This is a genomic window from Streptomyces luteosporeus, assembly GCF_039532865.1.
Classification (GTDB): domain Bacteria; phylum Actinomycetota; class Actinomycetes; order Streptomycetales; family Streptomycetaceae; genus Streptomyces; species Streptomyces luteosporeus.
Window position 1 is genome coordinate 249133 of sequence record NZ_BAAASL010000011.1, and the last position, 19874, is coordinate 269006.

Here is a 19874-nt window from a genome sequence, read left to right on the forward strand (position 1 = left end):
AGCATCCCGGTCGGCGCGGGCTGCGGGGCGTGGGTCACGTGGTCCATGCGGCGGCCTCCCGGGAGATGACGGCGGCGTAGCGGTCGAGTGCGGCTTCGCCCTCGCGCTCGGTGAGGACGAGGGCGAGGGTGCGGTCGAGGATCTGGGCGGCGCCGCGGCACGGTGTGCGGTGCCGGTTGGTGACCATGGGCCGGGTGTCGCACGGCACGAGCCTGAAGCTGCCGGTGGAGTTCGGTACTCCCTGCTGGGCGAGGTGTTCGGCGAACGCCCGGGGGTTCGGCAGGGTGATGCGCAGTAGCGGGGCGTAGTGGTTCCAGCTCTCGTTCGTTGATGGCTGGAGGGGGGTGATGCCGCGGGTGTCCTCCAGGGCGTGGATCAGGTGCGTGGTCTGGGCTCGGCGGTGTTCCAGCAGGGCGGGAAGCCTGCGCAGGTTGGCCTGGGCGAGCGCGGCGAGGGGTTCGGCCAGGCGCCCGTTGAGGGCGATCCGTTCCTGGGGGTGGCTGCCGGGCGGGGGTTGCAGCCAGTGGCTGCGGAAGGCTCGGGCGTGGGCGGCGAGGTGGTTGTCGTCGGTCAGGATGAAGCCGCCCTCACCGCTCCATAGGATCTTGCCGTCCTTCAGGCTGAAGCATCCGGCTGCGCCGGCCGTGCCGGCTGTGATGCCGGCGCGCGAGGTTCCGGCGGCCTGGGCGGCGTCCTCGATGACGGTGAGCCCTTGCTCGGCCGCGAACGCCTGCAACCGGGTGGGGTCGCCCATCCTGCCCCACAGGTGTACCGGGATGATCGCCTTGGTACGAGCCGTGACCTTGGCGCCAGCGTCGGCGTAGTCCAGGTCGAGGGTGTCGGGGTCGCTGTCGATGAACACCGGGGTGGCGCCGAGCTGGACGACCGGGGCGACGGTCATGATGACGGTCAGGGCTGGCACCAGGACCTCGTCGCCGGGTCCGATACCGGCCGCGGACAAGGCGACGTGCAGCGCCATCGTGCCGGAGGAGACCGCGAGCGCGTGCCGGCTGGTGAATGCCTGCGTCAGGTCGTGCTCGAGGCGGGCGGCGAACTCGGCACCGGTGGGGTCGGGCATGCTGGCCAGCGCGGCCAGCATGTCCTCGCCGAGGCCCTCCGTTGCGGGGAGCGGCGGCAAGTCGGTCACGTTGCCTCCCGCGCGAGGAGGCGGGGCATATCGAGCACGAGTGGGCCCATGTTCACGCAGTCCCTGGAGAAGTGGGAGCAGTCCGTGCACGTCGGACGCCCCTCGAACAAGGTCCTCGCATTGGCGTCGACGATGGTGCGCTGCTCGGAGGGGGCGGTGGCGGCGATCCGCCGGTCGGACGGGCAGTCCCACAGCGAGCCGTCGGGCTGGATGAAGAACAGCTGCGCCCCGCCGAAGCAGTCCGCGACCCGGCCGCTGTCGTGGGTGCTGATCGAGGCGAGGAACTGCCGTATGTAGGCGGGGCCGGGGAGGGTGAGCCCGCGGGGGTCCTCCTGGAGGCGGCGCAGTTGGTCTTCGACCGCGGCGACGTCCTTGGGGGTGTGGCACCGTTCGGCGAACAGCTTGTGGTCGGGGGGCAGGGAGATGGGCTGCGGGACGTAGTAGTCGACGCCGACGTCGGAGGCGAGCCGGGCGACGTCGGTGATCTCCTGGGGCCGCTCGCGCATGACCACGGTGTAGATGCCGACGCGAGGCACCGGCGCGGAGCCGCGCTCGCTCAGCAGGGCCCGGATGCCCGCCAGAACCTCGCGGTGGCCGACCCGACCGGACCGGGACGGCCGCAGCCGGTCGTTGGTGGCCGCGTCCGCGCTGTCCAGGGACACCGAGACCCCGTCGACGCCGAGCTCGACGAGCCGGCGGGCCATGCCGGGCCGGGTGAGCGGCACACCGTTGGTCGCGACGACGACCTCGCACCCAGCTTCCTTGATCGTCTTGATCAGGCTGAGGGTGGGCAGCCAGTCCAGCGGCTCGCCGCCGGCGAGAACGACCCGTTCGACCGGCGAGCCGGGCAGGGTCCGCGCGAACACCTCCATGACGGTGCGGTCGAGGTCGCGCACGGGGATGTGGGACAGCACTCCGGGGCCGTGGGGGAGAGCCTGCTTGTGCTCCTCCAGCTCCCCGAAGTAGCAGTGCGGGCAGCCGAAACTGCAGGGGGAGCGCAGCGCCCACAGCAGGGTGATGTCACGAGGCACGATTGACCTCCCGGTGCTCCACAAGGGCGCGGACGGCGGCCTCGACGGCCTTGCCGGTCTCCTCCAGGCCGTAACCGGTCACGTCAATCACGGTGAACCGGTCCGGCTCGGCGGCGGCCAGCTCCCGGTAGAGCTGGTCGGTCTGCTCGATCACCTCCACAGCGCTCGCCGGGAGGGTGCGGCCGATCCGGGCGGCGAACCGCGCCGTACAGACCTCGCGGGCGCCGGTCAACAGGAGTGTGGCGTCCGGCATCGTCCGCCACTGGCGGGCGGTGGCCAGGATCTGTTCAGCCACCGTCCGGGCGGGCGTGGCCCGGTGTTCGGCGTGCAGGATCGCCCCTTGGCATACGGCCACGCTGTCCACGCCGCGGTCCTCGATGATCACGTCAACGCCGTCCAGCTGGCTGGGGGTGAGGCGCTCTACCTCACGGAACTTCAGCGCCAGCAGCGCCAGCGTCTCCACGACCGGGTGCCCGGTCCGCAGACAGACGTCCCCGCCCGAGGCGAGGGCGGCGATCACCCGCCCGGGCAGGGTGTCGGCGGCCTGGTCGGTCAGCTCGTCCAGCCGCAGACACCGCGCGCCGAGGGATGCGGCCGCCGCACGGACGCCGGTGGTCTTCCCGACCCCGTTGATGCCCTCCACGCTCACCCATAGCGGCCGGCTGTGTCCCGGCCCGGCCCGGCGGGGCCCGGGAAGAGTGATGGTGGTCATGACGGCCTCCGGCACACGAACAGCAGCTCGGTGGCCTGGTCGGGCACGGCGACGGCCGAGACCGTGTCCAGCAGCGCCTTCGGCACCCGGGCGGCCAGGTCCCGGTACCAGTCGACCGCACCGGGGCCGTACCGCTGGGTGAGCTCGGCGGCCACTTGCTCCGGCCCGGGCGGCAGCAGTCCCATCACGTCTTCCACGACCAGGCCGGCGGCCTCGACTGTCTTGGTGACCTCCTCGCGCGACCACTCGTACACGTGGACCCTGTACTGCAGCGGGCGCGGCGGTGGCCCGAATGCCTGCGGCGTGGACAGGTACAGCGCTCCCCCGGGGGCGAGCGCGGCCGCCGTGGCATGCAGGCTCATCACGCCGAGGTCGTACGGCAGGTGTTCGAGTGCCGAGGTGTAGATCGCGACATCGAAGGGCGGCAGCTGCGGCCACGGAGCGGCCACGTCGCACTCGACGAAGTCGACGGGGAACAAGCTGCCGTACTCCTTGCACAGCCCGGTCAGCCTCCTACGGGCTTCGGAGAGGTTGTCGGGGCTGATGTCGAGACCGACGTAGCGGGCGATGTTCGGCGCGTACCGGTGCAGCAGCGGCAGGGCCAGACCGCGGCCGCAGCACACGTCGAGCACGTTCGCACCCGGCGCACACCGCTCGGTGACCAGGAGATGCTGCATCAGGTTCATCAGTCCGGACGGCTTCGCCTCACCGAGGGCAAGCGCGGCGTAGAAGTCGTCCATCTGGTTGGTGCTGTAGGGGCCGATCATCGGCGTGCCCGGCCGGGTGCGGTACTGCTCGTCCAGTTCAGCGCTCATGCTGCTCCTCCCAGGGGAAGACGACCCAGGTGTCCGTCATCGATGCGATGTAGTCGATACGGCGGCCGGGGCCGGATCCCTGCCGCCAGTTGGCTCGGTTCACGGCGAGAACCGCGGTGCGCACCCGGGTAGGACCACGGCCGCGGATCATCCGGGCTGCGTGGGCGAGAGTCGCGCCGCTGCCGGCGATGTCGTCGACGAGCAGCACGTCCAGGCCCGTGAGGTCTCCGAGGGACGCGGGGTTGCGGGCGGTCGGGGTGGCCTTGGCGGCGTTGATGCCGTCGCTGGTGGTGCGGGTGACCTCGACGGTCCGCACATCGCGGATCTCGAGCTGGTGGGCGATCCACACGGCCGGGATCATGCCCCCGCGCACGATGCCCACCACGGCTTGCGGCGCCCCCGCAGCCACCGCCTGTTGGGCGATGGACCGTGTTGCACTGCCGATGTCGTCCCACGTCAGGTGCAGAGGGGCGGACCGGTCAGCATCGTGCGTCGACGACGTCGCCATCTGCTCCACCTCCTTCTCGGCCTACGTATCGGCCGCGTATCGGGCTACGTTCTACGGGCTGGCAGCGAGGGTGAGGAACTGCTGGGAGAGCACCGGGTCGCTCCCGAACCGGCCGCCGGTGTGCACCGTGGTGGTGTGCGCGGCCTCCATGCGCACGCCGCGCATGCTCATGCACAGGTGCACACCCTGTACGGCCACGGCGACGTCCTCGCGTCCGATCACGCCCGTGAGGTAGTCGGCGACCTGGCGGGTAAAACGCTCCTGGACCTGGAGCCGGCCGGCGAAGTGCTGGGCGATCCGGCCGAACTTCGACAGGCCCACCACTTCGCCGTCCGCTACGTACGCCGCGGTGACCTGCAGGTTCATGGGCAGCATGTGGTGCTCGCACAGCGACCACACGCTCATGCCGCCCACGATGACCAGCTGGTCGCTGACCAGGGTCTCGGTGAAGCAGGTGGCCGTCGCGGCGCCGGCCGGGGACAGGAAGGCGCTCCACCAGGCTGCGACGCGGTCCGGGGTGCCGATCAGCCCTTCGCGGGTCGGGTCCTCGCCCAGCTCGACCAGGAGCTGGGCGATCAGGTCGGCGACCCGGCCGGTGTCGATGGCCGCGACGGGCCGGCCGGGCGCGGGTCCGGCGGCGTTCAAGGCCGCCGTGGGGCTGGCAGAGGTCGTCATGGGCTTCTCTCGCTTCCGGCAATGGGGAAACGGGCAGGTGTGGTGCGTGCGGTCAGCGGCCTCGGGCCTCCCCGAAGGCCAGCACGTGGAGCCGGGTGGTGAAGTGCCAGTGCCGGGCCGCGACCGCCTCCGCGAGGATCCGAGCGGTTGCGGTGATCGCCTCAGCCGTGGTGCCCTCCGGCATCACCCACACCGGCGCGAGCCCATAGGCAGAGGCAAGCTCGGCGGTCCGGTCGAGGTCGGCCACGGTGGACGCGACGAACTTGAACGCCGCCTGCCCGGATGCCGCGAACACCTCCAGTGCCGCGGGCACGATGCTCTTGGCCTCCTCCACTCCGAAGCTGGCGAGCTTGGGGGAGACGTTGAACCGGACTCCGTCGACCAGCAGCGCCGGCTCGGGCGCGATGGTGCCGTTCGTCTCGAACTCGATCCGCTTCCCGGCGGCCAGAAGTCCCTGCACCAGGGGGACCAGCTTGCGCTGCTGGATCAGCGGCTCGCCGCCGGTGATCACAACCAGCTCCACCGGTGAGGAAGCGGCCCAGGCCACCAGGTCCGTAACGGAGCGGCGCGACGACTCCGTGGCCGGGTCGTACTGAGACCAGTCCCAGGTGTATTTCGTGTCGCACCGTGTACAGGTCAGGTTGCACCGCGACAACCGGATGAACAGGGCCGGATGCCCACAGCTCGGCCCCTCGCCCTGAAAGGTCGGCGTCACGATGCCGAAGCACTCCGCGACGATCAGCGAGAACGCCCCATCGCTCGTCGACCGCGCGACCGGAACCGGGCGCGGCGCGGTCACTGCCCCTCCACATCGAACCGGGCCCAGCTGCGCGAGGTCTCGCGAACCCGGACCGCGGCCAGTCGGCCCGGGATCGTGGGCTGGAGGTTCTCGATGAACCAGCCGGCCAGATACTGCGCCAGGCGCTCGGAGGTCGGCTCGAGGGGGAGGACCTCGTGCAGGTTGCGGTGGTCGAGCTCGGTGTCCAGGTACCTCTTGAAGGGGGCGAGCGCCCCGAAGTCGGTGACGAAGCCGGGGGCCTCCAGCGCGGACGCGGTCACGATGACCTCGACCTCGTAGCTGTGCCCGTGCTGACGGGAGCATTTGTGCTCGGGCGGCAGACCGGGCAGCCGGTGGCCGGCCTCAAAGGTGAAGGTCTTGCCGATGGTGAACGTTCCGGACGGCACCGGTACAGCGCTGGTGTTCATGGACATCTCCTTCGAGGTCGACGGGCGAACGAGCAAGGTTCGCGGTCTCGGCAACCGCTGGTCTCGCGTTGGTTGAAGCCGGCCTGCAAGGTGGTCCCCGGCGGCCTGTGGCCGACAGCTCTCCCGTAGCCTCCAGCGCCCGGCCACGCCGGGTAAGGGCTAGCTGCGAAGGTTGCAACTCTCTTGCAGGATCGGCAACTTCTTTGAAGTGCCCTGCCGAGGGCTGGAGGGCGCGGCTACCGTAGACGCGCCCCCGCCGCGAGGAGGTACCGTGAGCGTCCCCGCCGCGCATGCTCCGTCCCACCCCGACCTCGGTGCACTCATCCGGGGCGGCCGCGGTGCCCGGCGGCCGAAGATGACCCAATCGCAGCTCGCCGCGATCGTCGGCTACTCCACCTCGTGGGTCTGCCGCGTCGAAGCAGGAGAGATCATCCCGCCAGATGAAACCCTGCTGCGTATCGCCGCCGCCCTGGACATCCCACCCGATGAGCTGATCACCGCCGCTCACCCTCCGGAGCGAGACCCGGCCCAGACTGCGCAAAGCCTGGGATGCGGCGGCATCACGACGGCTACCGTGACGACGGGGACCATCGAGAGCCAGCAGGAGGACACCGTGCGGCGCAGGGGCTTTCTCACCAAAGCGGCGGGAATCAGCGCCGCCATCCTCACCAGCACCCCAGCCACTGCCGCCGACCGCCGACTGGCCGACCCGGGCCCACGGCTGGAGACAGCCCTGTTCAACCTGCCCGCCACCGAACCGGTATCCCTGCGCCAGCTCGAGCAGGCACTGCACCGGGCCCGGGCGGACTTCCGCCACAGCCGCTACCACACCCTGAGCAGCGAGCTGCCCCTCCTCCTGGCCGCCGCCGACGCCACCCGCCACCACCTCACCGGCCACGCCCACGAACGCGCCAGCGCCCTGGCCGCCTACGCCTACAGCCTCGCCGGGGAACTCGCCAGCAAACAGCACTCCGAAGCCACCTGGGTCGCAGCCGACCGCGCCCTGACCGCCGCCCGTGCCTGCGGCCAACCCACACCGCTCGGCGAAGCCACCCGCATGCTCTCCATCGCCATGCGCCGCGCCGGCCGCCACCGCCAAGCCGCCGACCTCCTCACCCACACCAGCCGGCAGCTGGCCGACGACCCCACCGACCAGGCACGCGCCGTACGCGCCGCCATGCTCCTGACCGCCGGCTACACCTGCGCCCACTACGGCGACCGCACCACCGCACTCAACATGGTCGACGAGGCCCAGGAGATCGGACGCCGCATCACCTACGGCCCACACCTGGACAACGCCACCATCCAGGCCACCCACGCCCAGTGCGAGAGCTTCCGCCTGAGCATCTTCAACAAGCTCGGCACCCCCGACGAGGCAGTCCCGGTCGTCACCCGCATCAACCCGAACACATTCCCCACCGCCGAGCGCCGCGCCCGATTCCACACCGACGCCGCCCGGATGTGGCACCAGCTCGGCGACCACCGCCAGACCTTCACCTCGCTGCGCGCCGTCGAACGCAACGCCCCCGAGGAGGCCCGGCGCCCCTCGGTCAAGGCACTCACCGCAGACCTGCTGTACTCCCCGGCCACTCTCCCCGGTCTGAAGGAATTCGCGGCGCGTACCGGAGCACTGAACTGACCACTTCAGTGCGAAAAACCGCAGCTCCGACGTCAGATCGACAGTCATCGGTTCGGCTCCTCCTCTACCGTCTCCGGGGTAAGGCCGCCGAGTACCCGGTGGCTCCGGCGGGTTAGGCCGGGGGCCAGGAGAGTGTGACCCGGCTGTGGACCTTGTCGATGACCCGGTCGCCGTGGACCTGGTCGTCGGGGGTGCCGGCCGGGGTAGACCCGGATGACCGGGCCGGGGCCGCCGCGCCGTTCGCGGGCCCAGTCGCGCAGGTGCCCGGCGATCTTCTCTGCGAAGTCCCGGGCGTGGGAGCCGAGGGCATGCACCCCGTACTCGACGTGCTTGTCGTCCCCGGTGCGGCGGGTGGTGAGGTAGGCGAAGGTGTCGTCCTCGACGGCGGCGAGGGACCAGCGCCTGGCCGGGGCGACGATCCCCGTGTCCAGGTCGGGGCTCACCGACATGGAGCAAAAGCCCGGCAGCGTGATGGCCAGGTGCATCTGGAGGGTGTCGATGAGCTCGCTGAGACCGACGGTGACTCCGGTCCACAGCTCCACACGCTCGTGCCGCACCGCGTTGTCGAGCTTGCTGGGGTCAGCCGGTAGCCCGTCGTCGAAGTGCAGGACGATCTCCTCCGTGCCGGTGACGAGCAGCCGCTCCTCCTGGTGCGCGGTGGAACCCTGCATCGCCACGAAGCCGCAGATCCTCGCCGAGTCGCTCTCCAAGTGGTCTCCGACGCGGGTGAAGGCGACCGACCGGGTCAGCCCCCGCATGCGCAGCGGCACCACGAGCCGGCCACCTGGGGTGAGCTGCTCGATCCAGGCGGGGGGAATGTCCCAGGCGCCTGCGGTGACCATGACGACGTCCACCTCGCCCAGCTCCGCGATCGGCTCGGCGGCATCGGCCGTGACCACCTTGACCTGCTCGTAGCCGTTCTCGGCCAGGAGACGGCTGGCGCGCTCGGTGATTTCCGGGTCGATATCGACCGTCGTCACACACCCGTTCGGGCCGACCAGCTCGGCGAGATACGCCGCGTTGAGCCCGCCCGAGCCGATCTCCAGGACCCGCATGCCGGGAGCGATCTTGGCTTGCTCCAGCATCAGCGCCTGGATCTGTGGTGCCGACACCGAGCTGAGATGAGCCCCGCCGTCTTCCTTCATGATGACGGCTGTGTACGGGTCGTATGCCTCGTCCAGGGGTGCGTCTCCGGTGAAGTGGTGCCGCGGCACTTTGCGCATGGCGGCTTCGACGTCCTTGGAGACAATCTCGCCGTCCGCGACGAGCTGGTCGACGACGGCATCGCGCAGTTCGACGGCGCGGTCAGCATCGGCAGTCGCGTCGATCATGTAGGGATCCTTCCTGTACTGCGATGGGGCAGCGGGGACAGTGCTCGGGAGGCGGCCGGTCGCCTGGTACCGCGCGGTCATCCTCTCGCTCAACTACTGCTGCTGGGCGGCCGATTAGGCATTCGCGGTAGTCATGTGGGGGACGCTAGCGATCGCAGTTGACCATCGCGACGGTGCACGCCGAGGTGGCTCGTTCTTCGTACGCATCTACGGCTTTAGGGCCGGGGGAGCGCCGCTCGCGATGCGCCGCTCCCCCGGGGCCGGGGTCCTATGCCAACGACGGACCCGGCCAAGAAGCCGCTGGGGGAACGTCGGGGGTGCGAGCCCCCAGCGGCGGTGGTCATCTCGTCAGGGCGGCGCGTCGTCTGCCATGGTCAGCAGCAAGATCATCGAGGCTCACGGTCGTACAGCCGCGCAGCGTGGCGACGAGCTGGCTGGCGAGCACCCATCTGCTGGCCGGGTTCGTGTACTGCACGAGCTCCGTCACGTGTGCGACAGGCTGGGGAAAGGCAGGGCGGTAGGTCATTCCGAGGACGCCGTCGATGGTGGGCGTCTTCACCCGCACGGCCGTGTAGCCGCGGCGAAGCTCAGGGCAGAACCGGACAGCCAGGAGGGCGCAGTGCAAGCAGACCGGAGGGTGCGGCGTGATTTCACCCTCCCTCTCGGGGACGTCTCCGTCGAGCAGCCACAGCACGCCCTGCTCAATCCGATCAGCAGGGCCGGCGCAGACCTGACACAACAGGCTGCCCATGGCGCGGCGCTGCCGCTGCGGGTGGACGGTACCCAGCAAGGGCCGGCCCTTGCCCCGGCCGATGCCGTAGGTCCCCCACAGCACCCCGAACGTGTCGCGGTCGTGCGGGGTCTCGTGGAGGTAGGCAATTCCGGGCTTGCGGGGGTTGGCGATGATGGCCGCGCGGATGGGCTGCTCTGCACTCCACGCCGTGATGTACGGGACCGGACGCCTCGACGCAGTGTTCATGCAGCGACTCCGGTCGCGATGATGGCGCGGTGCGGGGCGATGATCCGCCCGTCGGGGAGCAGCTCACCGGTGTCGTCGAAGGAGACGACGCCGGTGCACAACACGGTCCATCCCTGCACGAGAGCCTGGCTGACGGCCTTGGCCGCCTCGCGGTCGCTGGCCTCGGCGGAGGGGCAGGGGGGATCGTGCTGGCACATGGTCGTCCTCTCGGGGTAGGGCTCCTCTTCGACAGCTGCGCAGCCACACCGGAGTTCGGGCTGAGCCGCCGAATAGGAGGCTGATGGGGTGGATGAGGTGAGGAATGCGGCTATCGCGTCCTGCCGGTAGCCGTAGAAGCGGCCGCGGGCGGCGTCGTCCCACTCCGGGGGCACGGCGCCCCACTCGACCACGTGGCAGGTGTCGCGGTGCGGCGACCACCGAAGGCGCAGCGCCGGGAAGCCCGGCCGGCCTTCGAGGACGTCTCGCACGGCCAGCCCGGTGTTCACGCTCGGCACGGAGAAGAAGCCGCCTCGGCGCTGACCGCCCGCGGGAACCGCGAGTAGGGGCGCGCGGAAGATGCGGATGGCGACGCTCATCTCCAGAAGCGCCAGATCAGCGAGCCTCTCGCGGTAGAAGTCGTAGTCGTACGCGGTGTCCGCCGACAAGATGCCGACCGGCAGCGGCGGGTATGTGATGGCGGCCATCAGTCAGCGTCCTTGATCCACTTCGCGCTGATCAAGAGCTCCACGAGGGCCTCGGTGGCCAAGGCCAGCCTGCGCAGCAGTCCAAGCGCCTTCCGGTAGTCGCCCGGGAGCTCTTCGGAACCCACCACACGGCCTTGTTCGACGGCGCCGTGAGCGCTGGCGAGGGCAACCTCGCTCTGGGCGTTGGCCAGCGCAATGTTGACGAGCTGCATGAGGTGGCCTCGTAGCCGATCTGCCAGCTCATCGACCTCGTCGACGGCCGGCGCCTGGTCCCCCAGGATGGCGTTCAGGTCATCGAAGACGGCGTCCACGTTGAGCGGCTGCCAGCTCTGGAGCGCCGCCAGGAGCCGCCTTGCGTTCTCCGTAGTCGGCGGCATCCACCGGCTGGGGGGCTGTCCTGCGGCCTGTCGCTGGGCGCGGGCAATTGTGGTGGTCATCGCGACCTCCCATCCGAGGCCGTGGTGAGCGTGCACCAGGTGCTGGTCCCGTCCGGGCTGACACCCCACGAGCCGTAGTGGTCCTTGGTGATCCACTCCACGAGCTTGAGCCCCCGACCGCTCTCCTCGTCATCATCAGGGTTCTGAATCTGCGGGTGGCGGGTGCTCTGGTCACGGACTTCCAGCCGCAAGGTGCCGTTGGCCAGCAGGAGCGACATGGTGATCTCGGTGCCGTGACTGTGCGTGATCGCGTTGGTGACCAGCTCCGATACAAGGAGCTCGACATCGTCGGCCAGCCAGGGCAGACCGCAGTACCGAAGGCGCGCCTTGGTCAGCCGTCGCATGCGAGAAACGCACAGGGCGTCGCGCTCGGGGAGGGGAGCAGACCCGTGTCGCGCTTCGACTCTGAAGGAGACCACCATGAGGTCCTGGTCTCTCGGACGGGGAACCAGGGGAGAAGATGCCGAGGCGACCGGGCGGGTCATCGAGTCGCTGACGCCGACATTCAATGCCTTCGCGCCGCTGGGGCTCTTGGTGATCAAACAACGCCTGTACACCGTACCCCCTCATGGGTCGCGGAGCTCTGGCCTCCGAGGAAGCCCGCTCGCCAACTTTCGCTATGCCGGGGGGCGTTGCGCACATTCGAATGTGCAATACGGTATGGCAATCGCAATATTGCAGGGGCGAAAGCCGGGCCGCGTCGGCCCGGGAGACGGTGCCAGCTAGAGGCCAGGCGGGGAGATGCGTATGGACGCAACGCGACGGTGTCAAAGGTGCAACACCCCTCTCAGCCGGTACAACGTCGATCGCCACCTGTGCGGGCCGTGCAGCCGCCGCAAGGCTGCGCCGCACACGCAGACGGAGAGCTTGACGCCGTCACCCGCGGTCTGGCAGCAGCCAGACGTCCAGCAGGCGCTCGCCAATCTGGAATTCGGCACCCTTTGTCGCCTGATCCGCGAACATATGGGGTGGCGTCAAAGCGACCTTGCCGCCCTCCTTGGGATCAATCAGGGCTTTCTGTCTCAATTAGAGCGCGGTATGCGGCGTGTCACCGATGTTGAAAAAATGCGCACTCTTCTCCGCGATCTCGGTGTCCCACCCGCCCTGTCGCCACTGCCGGCCTGCGCCTCCTCCGAGTCTGTTCCGCGGGACCCCAGGCCGTCACCGACGCCCGCCACACGAAACCCTGCCCCGGACGCCGGCGATCTCACCGCCAGCGCGGCAGCCGAGTCCCTCGCATTCGTACAGGCGATCACCCCCGGTAGCGTCACCGACGACGAGCTCCAATACCTGCTGATGGAGCTCAGCCGCATCGCCGTCGATTACGTCCATGCCCCCGTCCTCCCCCTGTTCAACGACCTCCTCAAGGTCCGGGACAGGGCGTTCAAGCTCGTGCAGGGCCAACAACGCCCGTCTCAGCGGGCCACGCTCTTCGTTCTGACGGGAGCAACCTGCCTGCTTCTCGCCCACGCGTCCCAGAACCTCGGCGACGAGAAGTCCGCCCTGGCGCAGCTTCACGCCGCATGGTCATGCGCCAGACAGGTAGACCACACCGGCCTCAAGGCTTGGATCCGCGGCACCTACGCCCTAGTGGCCGAGTGGTCTCCCCGCCAGCAACGTGCCCTCACCTTCACCGCTGAAGCTGCCGCCCTTGCTCCGCCTGGAGAATCCCGCATCCGCATCGCCGCCATCGAGGCCCGCACCGCAGCCCGCCTCGGCGACCGCACCCGCGCACTGCACGCCCTGCGGCGCATGCAAGACGCCCAGGCGGAAACCCCGGTCGAGGACGAGCTCAGCGAGCTCGGCGGCATCCTGACCTTCCCGCGCGCCAAGCAGGAGTACTACGCCGGCTCCGTCTACAGCCTCCTCGGCGAACACAGCCGAGCCGAGGAACATGCCTCCGACGCCCTGATCCGGTACGCGTCCGGACCGCCGGCCGAACGCTCCTACGGAGATGAGGCGCTGGCCCTCATCGACGTCATCACCGCACGCCTGGCACTCGGCGACTTCGACACAGCAGGAGAACTCCTGCACCGCATCCTGAGCCTCCCCCCGGCACTGCGCATCCGTCAGCTTGAGAATGGCCTTCGCCGGGTAGAAGCGGTGCTGCATCAACCAGCCCTCGCGAAGAACCGAACAGCCCAGGAGCTGACCGAACTGACGCGCGGATATGCGGTCGCCGGCAATGCAGCCCCTGTACCGTCCTCGCGATGACGACTACCACACGCCCCGAAGACGCTGTCCGCGCCGTCTGCGACACGCTGGGCCTGAACCTGCGCGGTCTCGCGCCGCTGCGCGCGCACGCGACCTCCGTCTACCACCTGCCGTGCGAACAAGCGATCGTCCGAGTCAGCCCCCTCGCCAAGTACGAGGCGATCGCCAACAGCATTGTCCTGACACGCTGGCTCACCCGGCAGGGGTACCCCGCGACCGAACCGCTGGGCCTGAACCAACCGGTCAGGCACCAGAACCACGTGATCACTCTCTGGCGACACTACCCACAAAGCGAACGCGCGCAGCCGACACCAGATCACCTCGGCCGCCTTCTCCGCAGGCTCCACGAACTGCCCTGCCCACCCCTCGCCCTCCCGCACTACCGACCGCTCGCCTCACTCCGCACTACCCTCGAGCACAGTCGGCACCTGTCCTCCGAGATACAGACCTGGCTGAGCCAGACCACCGAGAACCTTCTCGACGCATACCAGCGCCTGTCCTTCCCCCTCGGTCTCGGACTCATCCACGGCGACGCCTACCCCGGCAACACCCTCTGGGACGGCTCCACCGTCCGGCTCGGGGACTGGGACGAGGCAGCCATCGGTCCCAGGGAGCTCGACCTGGCCAACACCCACCATGGCGCGGTCAGGTTTGGCCGGCCGCAGCAGCTGGTCGACGTGTTCACACATGCCTACGGTTACGACCTGGCTGCCTGGCCAGGCAGCCGCATCCTCATCGCCATCCGGGACTTCCACACCCTCGGGTCCTTCATCAGGCGTGCAGAAGCGGGGGACGTGAACGCCACGGCGCAGCTCGAACACCGACTTGCCACCCTTCGCGCCGGACACCACACCGCGAGGTGGGACATCTTTTGACACGAAGGGCCGGGTGAGCAAGGGGTGCCTTGGCCGACGCTTGGAGCGAGTCCTTGCGGCCGGCCCGTTTCTGGAGTGTTCCAGCCGGGCGAGGGTCAGTCAGCCGGGCTCTCGCGGGCACTCGCAACGACGGCACGAGCAGGCCCACCGTACAGCGGCACCTGCTGGAGCAGGTCGCGGGTGCCGCCGCGGTGTGGGCGATTGTAGATGGTGTCGGATGTGGGAGCCTTCCGCCCAGCAGCCGACGACGCTGCGCACCTTCGCCGTCAGTCTGCCGGATCCGTCGTCGGCCGCCGGTGCACGGCGCTCTCGTCAGGCGGGCAGCGGGCTACTGCCCGCGCCTGATCACTCCGCTCCGCCGGGTGCGGCGGCAACGGGGGAGCGCGTACGCACGACCGTGTGGTGGGCACTCGGATGTCGGGCCGCTGCCTTCCCCGTCAAGTGCTGGGGCCGCCTACCAGATGGAGGGATCCGGCCAGTAGGACCGAACCTCCGCCGGTTACGCACCGGAACCGTCTACTGTGGTGGTACATGACGACTCTGGTCATCGGCGGCAGCGGCTTTCTGGGCACCGAGCTGGTTCAGCAGGCCACAGGGGCTGGGTACATGACAGTCGCGACATACGCCACCAAACCGGGGAAGAATTCCCAAGCCATGTGGCACACCCTCGACCTGCGCGATCCGGGACAAATAGACGCCGTTATGGCCGAGGTGCGCCCACACCTCGTCATCAACGCGTCAAGCGGCGGGGCGGACTGGGCGGTCACGGCGGAAGGCCCTATCCGGCTCGCAATGACCGTAGCCAAGTACGGGACCCCACTGATCCACGTATCCACCGATGCCGTCTTCTCCGGAGCCCGCTCCCACTACGACGAAAGCTGCCGCCCAGACCCCCTCACCCGTACGGGGCGGCCAAAGCGGCGGCGGAGACCGGTGTCCTCGCCGTGCATCCGACGGCCGCAGTCGCCCGTACCTCACTGATCATCGGCTACGGACAGTCCGAACACGAACGCGCCGTCCACGAACTCGCCTCGGGCACTCGCACCGGCGCGCTGTTCACCGACGACATCCGCTGCCCCGTGCACGTCGCCGACCTGGCCGCCGCCCTTCTGGAACTCGCGTCGCTCCACGCCACCGGCATCCACCACCTTGCAGGGTCCGACGCTCTGAGCCGTCACGAGCTCGGCGTCCTCATCGCCAGACGCGACGGGCTCGACGCCTCCCGGCTGCCCACCGGCCTGCGTGCCCACAGCGCACTGCCCGGCGCCCTCGACGTGCGCCTCGACAGCCGGGCGACCCAACAGAAGCTGACCACCACGCTGCGCGGGGCTCGCCAGTTCTGCGCCGCGCCAGTGGACCAGTCACACGACTTGACCTCATCCCCTGAGCCGGCCGCGGAAGTGACCACCAGTCGCTATGGTCCCCTCGTGCATTCACCGACGGGACATGCCGCCGACCACCCCCGCCGCCCCGCACCACCGCAACGCCTGCTCCTGCTGGACCTGGACAACACCGCCGTCAGCCGCGAAACAGCCGAGGTCTGCGGTTCACTGGGCAGGCTGCGGTTCCAGCCCGGCCTCGGCCATGACGGTGCGGACGGTCTCCTCCAATGTGCTGCCCTGCTTGATCAGCGTCTCGTCCATGCCGTCGAGGAGATCAGCGGGCCCGTACCACTCCCGCATCTTGCTCTCGCCGAACTCCGAGGCTTCCGGCCGCGTGGCGTGCCGGCGTAGCGTCTCGTCGAAGGGTAGGTCGAAGTAGAAGAACCTGCTCGTCCCACGGTGGTCGGCGGCCAGCCGGTGGAGGAGTTCGCCCCACCGGCCGGCGGAGAAGATCCCTTCGAGGATCACGTGGAAGCCTTCGTCCAGGCACTGGCGGGTGATGACGTCGATCAGCCCGGGCGTGGCCCTTACAGGTCCGTGTGCCTCATACAGGATCTCCCGGCGGACCGTGTCCTGGCTCACGATCGCCAGACCGCTGCCGTAGCGCTCGCGGACGGCGCGGGCGGTGGTGGTCTTGCCCGAGCCGGAGTTGCCGCGCAGCACCATCAGCCGGGTGTCCGCTGTGCCCGTACAGCCTTTCATGGTCAGCTCTCCTTGAGCATCAGTTCGAGGGCGTCGCAGATGGTGGCGGCGGTCCGGTGCGGCTGCGGTCCGTCCCCTGGCAGGGGGCGGTTGTGGGAGATCCATATGGCCGACAGCCCGGCTGCCAGTGCCCCGCCCACGTCTGCCGCGAGGGAGTCGCCGACCATGACGGCCCGCGGGCTCGGCTCGGCGCCGAGAGCCGCGAGGGCAAGGTGGAAGATCCGCGGGTCCGGCTTGCGCACACCGGCGCTCTCAGAGATCACGACGGTGTCCACCAGATCGGACAGGGCCGCCCGGCGGAGCTTGGCCGTCTGGTTGTCGGCCGTCCCGTTGGTCACGACGCCGAGCCGCCACCCGGCCCTGCGCAGCTCGCCGAGCGCCGTACGCACCTGGGGGTCGGGTTGGATGAGCTGCGGCATGCGGCGCCGGTACTGGACGTGCAGCTCGTCGACGGTGCCGGGCACATCGAACGTGTCCTTCACCAGCTGGAAGAAAGCGAGCCTGCGGGAGGAGTACGCCGGATCCGTCTCCAGCAGCCAGCCGAGCGGCACCCGGTGTTCCCTGGAGAACTCCGACGCCCATCTCGCGTACGTGCCGGCACGGTCCACAAGGCTGTCGTCGAGGTCGAACAGGCCCACCTTCATCACGGTCACCGGCCCACCTCGCTCGTCGTACCGGCCAGGCGGTCGAGTTCCGTCCCGATAGCGCACCGCAGAGCTTCGTGCTGCGGACCAAGAGCATGCTGCTGGTCCGTCCAGCGCTCATGCGGGTACAGCCATACGGGCCGGTGGATGAGGTCGGCGGGCTCCCAGTCGTACCGCGGCCAGATGTGGGCGTGCAGGTAGGGGTCCGCGTTTCCGAGAATCTCCAGGTTCACCCGGCGGAACGCCGCATCGGCGCTGCGGCAGGCAAGCTCCACGGCTTCACCGAGGCGGTCCATGCCCTCCAAGAACGTCAGACGGCGTTGCCTCGGAAGGTCGGTGAGGCGCTGCACGCCAGGGTCGTCGATGAGAAGGACCGAGTAGCCAGGGAGGAACTGCGTGTCCCCGATCACCGCGAAGCCGGCCTCCAGGCGCCGCAGCACTGTGGGGTTCTCACCCCGCAGCGCACTGCCGATCCGGTCGCTGCGCCAGCTGGTGGTCTCCGCTGTGGTCAACGTCGTTCCTTTCGTGTGGTTCACGGCTTGACGGCCAGGGCTTGGCGCAGCCGTACGGACAGGGCGGCCATGTCCTCCGTTGGCGCGTTGATCACGCCGTTTTCGGCCATGAGGGCATGGAACTGCTGCTCCTCGTAGGGGACGCCTGGTGGGAGTCCTGCGATGTGCCAGTGAAGGTGGGCGTTGCTCTGTTGGCTGCCCAGTGAGTAGACGTACGTCCGCTCCGGCCGGCAGACCGTTTCCAGGGCCGTGCGACGGACGAAGAGCATCAGCCGCACGTACGCGGGCTCGTCCAGGTCCCGGACGTTGACGAAGGCGCCCTTCCCGCCGATGCGGGACAGGGGGCCGTGGTAGCAGTCGCCCTGCGAGGCCATCGTGGTGATCTCGAAGCGGAGGTCGGGGTGGGCCTTGGACAGCAGCTCGACGCACCAGTCGGTCTGCCAGCGGGCCATGGTGCTGTTGCGGCTGCCCACCCGCTCGACGGCTGCGGTCTTCACGCTTCCTCCCCGGGGACCGGACTCGGCCTCGTGGTGCCGGGGGGCAGCGAAGGGTGTGGCACAGCAATCTCCTTGGGGCAGGGTGGGACGGGGACGAGCGTGAGCGCGCGGAAGTCCGCGCGGCAGGGCGGTAGTACGGCGCACAGCAGCAGGACCATCGCGATCACGGCGAATGTGGCGGTCAGCCCGAACCGGGCCGCGGCCTGGCCGGCCAGGAGGTAGGCGGGTGGCAGGAAGACCAGCTGGACGGCCGTGTTCAGGGACAGGACGCGGCCGAGGCGGTGCTCCTCGATGACGCGGGGGAGCAGGGTGTTGAACGAGACGGCGGAGAGGTTCAGGGCGGCGCCGGCGATGACGATCACAGCGAGGAGGACAGGCAGGGGGGCGGTGGCGGCCATGGCGGCCATCGGCAGGGCCATGGCCGCCGAGACGGCCGCGGCGACCGGGCAGAGCCGGCGCGGGGACCACACCATGCAGGCGAGCGCACCGAGCACGAGCCCGGCGGTCCACCCGGCGGCCATCAGCCCGTACCCGGCTGCCCCACCGAGGCGGGCCTTGGCGTAGGCGGGGCCGAGGAGGACATAGCCGACGAGCCATAGCGGCACGGTGACGCAGCCCTGCAGTGACCACAGCATCAGCCACCCGTGCGCCCGGAACGCCCGCCATCCGTCCCTGAACTCCTCCCACGCCGTGCCCGGTTCGGCCCTGGCCGGCGTCGAGGTCTCGGGCAGCCGGGCCAGGAGCATGGCGGCGGCGAGGAAGGTCAACGCGTCGAACGCCACCGCGTAGCCGGGTCCGGTGAGCGCGATGAGCGGGCCGCCGATGACGGGGACGAGGATCTTGATGCCGTTGAACGCTGTCTGGGCGAGTGCGTTCGCCTGCTGCAGCAGTCCGGGCGCCACCAGGGAGGGCAAGGTCTTCTTCGTGGCGGGCTCGAAGAACGCGGTGACCGTCCCGCTCGCCGCCGATAGCCCGGCAAGGGCGGGGACACTGGCGTGATTGGTCAGGAGCAGCACGGTGGCGACGGTTTGCAGGGCCGCGAGGGCGAGGTTCCCACCTGGCAGGATCCGGGCGCGCGGGTAGCGGTCGGTGGCGATGCCGCCGATCAGCGCGACCAGGAGCTGCGGCAGGCACCCGGCCGCCAGGACCCAGCCCAGCGCGGCCGCCGTGCCACCGATGTCCAGGGCGGCGAAGGACAAGGCGAGCGGCGCGATGGCGGACCCGGCCGCCGAGAGCACCCGCGCGGTCAGGAAGATCCGGAAATCGTGGTAGCGCCAGGGAGCCGCAGCAGCGCTGGCGCGGGCCCGCCACCCGCCCGGGGGCGTGGCCGGGAGGGTCGTCACCCAGTCCCCTCTCCCGGCGCGCCCGCTGCCTGGTAGGCAGAGGCCTGAAGAGTGAACATGTCGCGGTACTCGCCGGGCTGGCCGTCTTGCGACCCGTCGCTGTCCGTGCCACTCACCCGCGCGCTCCCTCACCCTCGTTGATGGACCCAGACGGCGTGGGCAGCTCCCACGCGAGCACGTCCCTGCCTGTGCCGGCGGTGATGTACTGCCGGCCATCGCAGGCGAGCTCCAGCCGGTACTCCTCCGGGCGGCCGGCCCGCTCCCAGCGCGCGTAGACCTCACACACCTCGTCCCACACCGGCCGCGAGCCGGCTTCCTCGACGTCCCCGTCGGGGCCGACGACGGCCCAGGAGTCCTCCCGAGGCGCGATCAGGGTCAGACGCTCGGCGGAGAAATCCCGGACCAGCCCCGGCACGAAGTGATCTTCGCGCTGAGTGTGTCTCATGAGACATGTCGTGTGAAGCAATCTGTGTCCTTGAGCAGGGTGTTAGCGGCGCTGGCGGGGGCCGCGGGGGCGGATGGGCGTGATGGCGGTTGAGACC

21 protein-coding genes and 3 pseudogenes are annotated in these 19874 nt (G+C 69.7%); 4 read left to right on the forward strand and 20 right to left on the reverse strand.

What is annotated here, in order from left to right; genetic code table 11:
• Window positions 1-34: 34 nt before the first annotated feature.
• Genes ABD361_RS17055 through ABD361_RS17090 form a run of 8 tightly spaced genes read right to left on the reverse strand, consistent with a single transcriptional unit; the run spans window position 35 to window position 6094 of the window.
• Window positions 35-1147 carry a DegT/DnrJ/EryC1/StrS family aminotransferase gene (locus ABD361_RS17055; RefSeq protein ID WP_344436176.1) on the reverse strand — a complete coding sequence of 371 codons (1113 nt, stop codon included), beginning with the start codon at window positions 1145-1147 and terminating at the stop codon, window positions 35-37.
• Window positions 1144-2178, reverse strand: a complete 1035-nt coding sequence (locus ABD361_RS17060; RefSeq protein WP_344436178.1) for a radical SAM protein — start codon at window positions 2176-2178, stop codon at window positions 1144-1146. Before ABD361_RS17060 ends, ABD361_RS17055 begins: the two co-directional genes overlap by 4 nt.
• A complete protein-coding gene (locus ABD361_RS17065) occupies window positions 2168-2890 on the reverse strand; it encodes a dTMP kinase (RefSeq protein WP_344436179.1) in 723 nt (240 codons plus the stop codon). Before ABD361_RS17065 ends, ABD361_RS17060 begins: the two co-directional genes overlap by 11 nt.
• Window positions 2887-3705: a class I SAM-dependent methyltransferase gene (locus ABD361_RS17070; RefSeq protein ID WP_344436180.1), complete on the reverse strand. Its 819-nt coding sequence runs from the start codon at window positions 3703-3705 to the stop codon at window positions 2887-2889. The genes ABD361_RS17065 and ABD361_RS17070 overlap by 4 nt, the downstream gene beginning before the upstream one ends.
• Window positions 3695-4213, reverse strand: a complete 519-nt coding sequence (locus ABD361_RS17075; RefSeq protein ID WP_344436181.1) for a phosphoribosyltransferase — start codon at window positions 4211-4213, stop codon at window positions 3695-3697. Before ABD361_RS17075 ends, ABD361_RS17070 begins: the two co-directional genes overlap by 11 nt.
• Window positions 4214-4264: 51 nt before the next feature.
• A complete protein-coding gene (gene folE, locus ABD361_RS17080; protein WP_344436182.1) occupies window positions 4265-4888 on the reverse strand; it encodes a GTP cyclohydrolase I in 624 nt (207 codons plus the stop codon).
• Window positions 4889-4940: 52 nt separating this feature from the next.
• On the reverse strand, window positions 4941-5687 hold the full coding sequence (locus ABD361_RS17085) for a 7-carboxy-7-deazaguanine synthase QueE (protein ID WP_344436184.1): 747 nt from the start codon (window positions 5685-5687) through the stop codon (window positions 4941-4943).
• Entirely contained in the window at window positions 5684-6094 is a 411-nt protein-coding gene (locus tag ABD361_RS17090) for a 6-pyruvoyl trahydropterin synthase family protein (RefSeq protein ID WP_344436185.1), read from the reverse strand. The genes ABD361_RS17085 and ABD361_RS17090 overlap by 4 nt, the downstream gene beginning before the upstream one ends.
• Before the next feature lie 271 nt (window positions 6095-6365).
• Here ABD361_RS17090 and ABD361_RS17095 point away from each other — a divergent pair, with 271 nt between their 5' ends.
• Window positions 6366-7733, forward strand: a complete 1368-nt coding sequence (locus ABD361_RS17095) for a helix-turn-helix domain-containing protein (RefSeq protein ID WP_344436186.1) — start codon at window positions 6366-6368, stop codon at window positions 7731-7733.
• 112 nt (window positions 7734-7845) lie between these two features.
• Here the strand turns inward: ABD361_RS17095 and fxlM are convergent.
• The 6 genes and pseudogenes from fxlM to ABD361_RS17125 form a co-directional block, all read right to left on the reverse strand.
• A pseudogene (fxlM, locus tag ABD361_RS17100) lies at window positions 7846-9064 on the reverse strand (methyltransferase, FxLD system).
• Between the two features lie 340 nt (window positions 9065-9404).
• Window positions 9405-10043: a hypothetical protein gene (locus tag ABD361_RS17105; RefSeq protein ID WP_344436187.1), complete on the reverse strand. Its 639-nt coding sequence runs from the start codon at window positions 10041-10043 to the stop codon at window positions 9405-9407.
• Window positions 10040-10240 (reverse strand): DUF5999 family protein, encoded by a 201-nt coding sequence (locus ABD361_RS17110; protein ID WP_344436209.1) that lies wholly within the window; start codon window positions 10238-10240, stop codon window positions 10040-10042. The genes ABD361_RS17105 and ABD361_RS17110 overlap by 4 nt, the downstream gene beginning before the upstream one ends.
• A gap of 69 nt (window positions 10241-10309) precedes the next feature.
• Window positions 10310-10726: pseudogene (locus tag ABD361_RS17115) on the reverse strand (DUF6302 family protein); the annotation flags it as partial.
• A complete protein-coding gene (locus ABD361_RS17120; protein ID WP_344436188.1) occupies window positions 10726-11163 on the reverse strand; it encodes a DUF6415 family natural product biosynthesis protein in 438 nt (145 codons plus the stop codon). The pseudogene ABD361_RS17115 and the gene ABD361_RS17120, both read right to left, overlap by 1 nt.
• On the reverse strand, window positions 11160-11705 hold the full coding sequence (locus tag ABD361_RS17125; RefSeq protein WP_344436189.1) for an ATP-binding protein: 546 nt from the start codon (window positions 11703-11705) through the stop codon (window positions 11160-11162). Before ABD361_RS17125 ends, ABD361_RS17120 begins: the two co-directional genes overlap by 4 nt.
• A 325-nt stretch (window positions 11706-12030) precedes the next feature.
• On the opposite strand from ABD361_RS17125, the gene ABD361_RS17130 reads away from it, so the two are divergent.
• The 3 genes and pseudogenes from ABD361_RS17130 to ABD361_RS17140 all read left to right on the forward strand — a co-directional run.
• Window positions 12031-13377 carry a helix-turn-helix domain-containing protein gene (locus ABD361_RS17130; protein ID WP_344436190.1) on the forward strand — a complete coding sequence of 449 codons (1347 nt, stop codon included), beginning with the start codon at window positions 12031-12033 and terminating at the stop codon, window positions 13375-13377.
• Window positions 13374-14252, forward strand: a complete 879-nt coding sequence (locus tag ABD361_RS17135; RefSeq protein WP_344436191.1) for a phosphotransferase enzyme family protein — start codon at window positions 13374-13376, stop codon at window positions 14250-14252. Before ABD361_RS17130 ends, ABD361_RS17135 begins: the two co-directional genes overlap by 4 nt.
• A 531-nt stretch (window positions 14253-14783) precedes the next feature.
• Window positions 14784-15421 (forward strand): annotated as a pseudogene (locus tag ABD361_RS17140) (SDR family oxidoreductase); the annotation flags it as partial.
• 378 nt (window positions 15422-15799) lie between these two features.
• Here the strand turns inward: ABD361_RS17140 and ABD361_RS17145 are convergent.
• The 6 genes from ABD361_RS17145 to ABD361_RS17170 all read right to left on the reverse strand — a co-directional run bounded on the left by ABD361_RS17145 (window position 15800) and on the right by ABD361_RS17170 (window position 19777).
• Window positions 15800-16336, reverse strand: a complete 537-nt coding sequence (locus ABD361_RS17145) for an AAA family ATPase (protein ID WP_344436192.1) — start codon at window positions 16334-16336, stop codon at window positions 15800-15802.
• A 2-nt stretch (window positions 16337-16338) separates the two neighbouring features.
• Complete coding sequence (locus ABD361_RS17150) at window positions 16339-16980, reverse strand: HAD family hydrolase (RefSeq protein ID WP_344436210.1); 642 nt, start codon at window positions 16978-16980, stop codon at window positions 16339-16341.
• A gap of 5 nt (window positions 16981-16985) precedes the next feature.
• A complete protein-coding gene (locus ABD361_RS17155) occupies window positions 16986-17492 on the reverse strand; it encodes an HIT family protein (RefSeq protein WP_344436193.1) in 507 nt (168 codons plus the stop codon).
• Window positions 17493-17512: 20 nt separating this feature from the next.
• Window positions 17513-17989, reverse strand: coding sequence for a hypothetical protein (locus ABD361_RS17160; protein WP_344436194.1), 477 nt, complete (start codon window positions 17987-17989; stop codon window positions 17513-17515).
• A complete protein-coding gene (locus ABD361_RS17165) occupies window positions 17986-19332 on the reverse strand; it encodes an MFS transporter (protein WP_344436195.1) in 1347 nt (448 codons plus the stop codon). The genes ABD361_RS17160 and ABD361_RS17165 overlap by 4 nt, the downstream gene beginning before the upstream one ends.
• Window positions 19333-19444: 112 nt before the next feature.
• Window positions 19445-19777, reverse strand: coding sequence for a hypothetical protein (locus ABD361_RS17170; protein ID WP_344436196.1), 333 nt, complete (start codon window positions 19775-19777; stop codon window positions 19445-19447).
• Window positions 19778-19874: the final 97 nt, after the last annotated feature.

Coding starts and splice junctions, on each gene's coding strand:
- ABD361_RS17150 (WP_344436210.1), bottom strand. CDS start 16,980: ATGAAGGTGGGCCTGTTCGACCTCGACGACAGCCTTGTGGACCGTGCC.
- ABD361_RS17090 (WP_344436185.1), bottom strand. CDS start 6,094: ATGAACACCAGCGCTGTACCGGTGCCGTCCGGAACGTTCACCATCGGC.
- folE (WP_344436182.1), bottom strand. CDS start 4,888: ATGACGACCTCTGCCAGCCCCACGGCGGCCTTGAACGCCGCCGGACCC.
- ABD361_RS17065 (WP_344436179.1), bottom strand. CDS start 2,890: ATGACCACCATCACTCTTCCCGGGCCCCGCCGGGCCGGGCCGGGACAC.
- ABD361_RS17145 (WP_344436192.1), bottom strand. CDS start 16,336: ATGAAAGGCTGTACGGGCACAGCGGACACCCGGCTGATGGTGCTGCGC.
- ABD361_RS17135 (WP_344436191.1), top strand. CDS start 13,374: ATGACGACTACCACACGCCCCGAAGACGCTGTCCGCGCCGTCTGCGAC.
- ABD361_RS17075 (WP_344436181.1), bottom strand. CDS start 4,213: ATGGCGACGTCGTCGACGCACGATGCTGACCGGTCCGCCCCTCTGCAC.
- ABD361_RS17120 (WP_344436188.1), bottom strand. CDS start 11,163: ATGACCACCACAATTGCCCGCGCCCAGCGACAGGCCGCAGGACAGCCC.
- ABD361_RS17105 (WP_344436187.1), bottom strand. CDS start 10,043: ATGAACACTGCGTCGAGGCGTCCGGTCCCGTACATCACGGCGTGGAGT.
- ABD361_RS17110 (WP_344436209.1), bottom strand. CDS start 10,240: ATGTGCCAGCACGATCCCCCCTGCCCCTCCGCCGAGGCCAGCGACCGC.
- ABD361_RS17070 (WP_344436180.1), bottom strand. CDS start 3,705: ATGAGCGCTGAACTGGACGAGCAGTACCGCACCCGGCCGGGCACGCCG.
- ABD361_RS17170 (WP_344436196.1), bottom strand. CDS start 19,777: ATGAGACACACTCAGCGCGAAGATCACTTCGTGCCGGGGCTGGTCCGG.